This is a genomic window from Serratia grimesii NBRC 13537 (genome assembly GCF_001590905.1).
GTDB lineage: Bacteria > Pseudomonadota > Gammaproteobacteria > Enterobacterales > Enterobacteriaceae > Serratia > Serratia grimesii.
Window position 1 is genome coordinate 1 of the sequence record NZ_BCTT01000030.1, and the last position, 2,619, is coordinate 2,619.

At 57.5% G+C, this 2,619-nt stretch carries 1 protein-coding gene; it reads right to left on the bottom strand.

What is annotated here, in order from left to right; genetic code table 11:
• Positions 1–2,488 (bottom strand): autotransporter serine protease (locus SGR01S_RS23455; protein ID WP_061808719.1); only part of this gene is annotated, 2,488 nt, incomplete at its 3' end.
• Positions 2,489–2,619 lie beyond the last annotated feature (131 nt).

Here is a 2,619-nt window from a genome sequence, read left to right on the forward strand (position 1 = left end):
GATGGTAGTTGTCGCTGTCGGCATTCGAGCCGTAGCCGCCATCCAGTGACGTCCGCGTGTAGCCGGTCGCCACGCCCAAGCGCCAGTCATCCGCCAACGCCGAGTCCAGCCCCACCAGCACACCGTAGGTCGATGCCTGATACCCTGTCGCATTGGCGTCGCCCGACGCATGGTCCCAAGCCCCCAGCAACTGCGCCCAGGCACCGCCATCGTCGTCCGCCTTGATGTCTTGTGCGGTCGCCAGTCCTTCTGCCTGTCGCAGTCGGCCGTTCAACGCATCACGCAGGTAACGGCTGTCGTTGACCTGTGCCGAGGCAATATCCGCGTGGATCTGCCCGGACAATTGACGGAACGCCTGACGCGCTTCCCCTGCCGAACCGGCGTTGAGGATGCTCTCATACACCGGGTTGCCCGCCGCCAGAGCATCCGCCGCCGTCGCCACCGCACGCTCGTTCTGGGTCGCTGCCACGCTGGCAAAGGCGGTGTCGTTACGGCCCACGTTCAGCGTCACCTGATTCGGCTGGTAGGTCAGCCCGGTACCCAGGAACAGGTAATTCGGAGCCACCGAATCAAACCGCCCGCTGATACCCTGCTGGGCGGTCAAAATGTTGTACTGCTGGCCAAGCAGGCTGCGAACGTCGCTTTGCGACAGCAGGTTGGTGCTGTTCTCCAGCGAGACGGCCACTTCACCGCCACCGATCGTTGCCGATCCACTGCTTTGGATCCGATCGCTCTGGCCGTTTGGCGCCACTTCTACCGCATAGCGGGAACCCGGCTCGAAGCTGACATTACCTGCTACATTCAACGTCCCGATCGAGTTGCCCGGCGCCACGGTGCCGCCACTGCGGGCAGTCAATGACCCCAGGGTACCAGAGCCGCCCAACACGCCAGCATTTTGCACCGTCACGTCTGACGTCACTGAACCATTAACTGCCAGCAGACCGGTGTTTACCCACGTTGGGCCGGTGTAGGTATTGTTACCAGTCAACACCAGCGTGCCCTTACCTTCCTTAGTCAGGCCACCGTGACCGTAAATATCATTGGAGTACACTTCCACCGAACAATGATAGTCATCACAAATACGCGCCTGCAGCGTGCCTTGATCGATTTGAGCCCCTTGGCCTGGAATATTAGCGATAAACTGTGACGAGCCGTAAGCCACGCCTGTCGGATCCGGAATGCGGAACTCTTCAGGAATATCTTCGACGGTGTAGAACATCCCCGGCCCATTAATCGCCTTACCCAGATTGATCATCCCCCAGCCGTACAGCGCATCGATGCCCGGTGCGCCCATATCGGTGGCGGTAGTCTTCAGCACATCGGCAATTTGCGCCGATGTCATGTACGGGAAACGTTGGAGTAATACAGCAACCGCACCGGTCACGTGCGGCGTCGCCATTGAGGTGCCGTTCTTATTGCCATAGTCGGAGACCAAATGATTCGGATCGGAACCGTTGGCCACGGTGCTGTAGATTTTACTGCCCGGTGACGAGACGCAGAAACTGGCCGTGTAACCGCAGCGTGAAGAGAAGCTGCTGATGGTATAAGGCACGCTGTTGGTAGAGGCTTCATCCTGTGCGACGCTGGCAACCGACAACCAGTTAGGCGCAATATCCGGCACAAAATAGGCCAGGCCGCTGATCACATCCGGTTGGTTGTAGTTACCGTCGTTACCGGCGGCGAACAGCACCAAAATGTTTTTGCGTGCCGCATCAATCGCGCCCTGATAACCCGCCCCTGCCAAACTCCCCAACAAGGGTTTCACCTGATCAAACTGTTCCTGTGCGTCTTTTAACTCAAAATGCAACGCGTCTGGCTTTTTGCCATTATCCGATAAGAAATCGGGAATGCTGACGCCCCAACTGTTATTGATCACCCGCACGCCGTTATTGATCATCGCCTGCCAACCGGCGTTGGTCACGCTGCCATCGAGCCCGAGGAACTCGCCGTAGGCCGGGCCGTCATTGTCGTTATCAACACTGATGATCTGTGAGTCAAAGGCCACGCCGTGCATGCCGGTTCCATCACGGTTGGCACCGCTGATGCCGGCAACGTGTACACCGTGATTGCTCAGCAAACCTTGAGCACCACTGTAGAAATGGAAGGTGCCGTCGAAGTAAAAACGATCGCCGGCCTTAATCCCCTCACGGTGCGGATCGGTATAGGCGCGGTAACCCTCGGTAACCACATTCACCAGTTTCCCGTCACCAGCAAATTCAGGATGTTTGTTCACTGGGGTATCGAAAATCCCTACCTTTTGCCCTTTACCGGTATAACCCGCAGCATAGGCTTCATCAGCGTGGATCGCACCCAACCCCCAGTTGGCCTTAAATTCATCGCTGCGCCAGCTTGCCGGATCGCCCATCTTACCGCCTTCCGTATAGGGCGCAGCCTGTACGCTACCGGCCGCCAACAGCGCGCACAACAAGGCGTTCAGTTTCCATGTCGGCGCCAATGCCGGTTTATTCTTTCCTGTAGCTTGCTTCATTCCCTTATCCTTTTTGTTTTAGTCAAACCGCCCCCCGACGAGGCGGCTTGTCCCTCAGTTTTTTAAGATCAGAAATTCCAGGTGAAGCCAGCATTGACGCTGTTGTCCTGGTAGTTTTGCGACAGCAACCC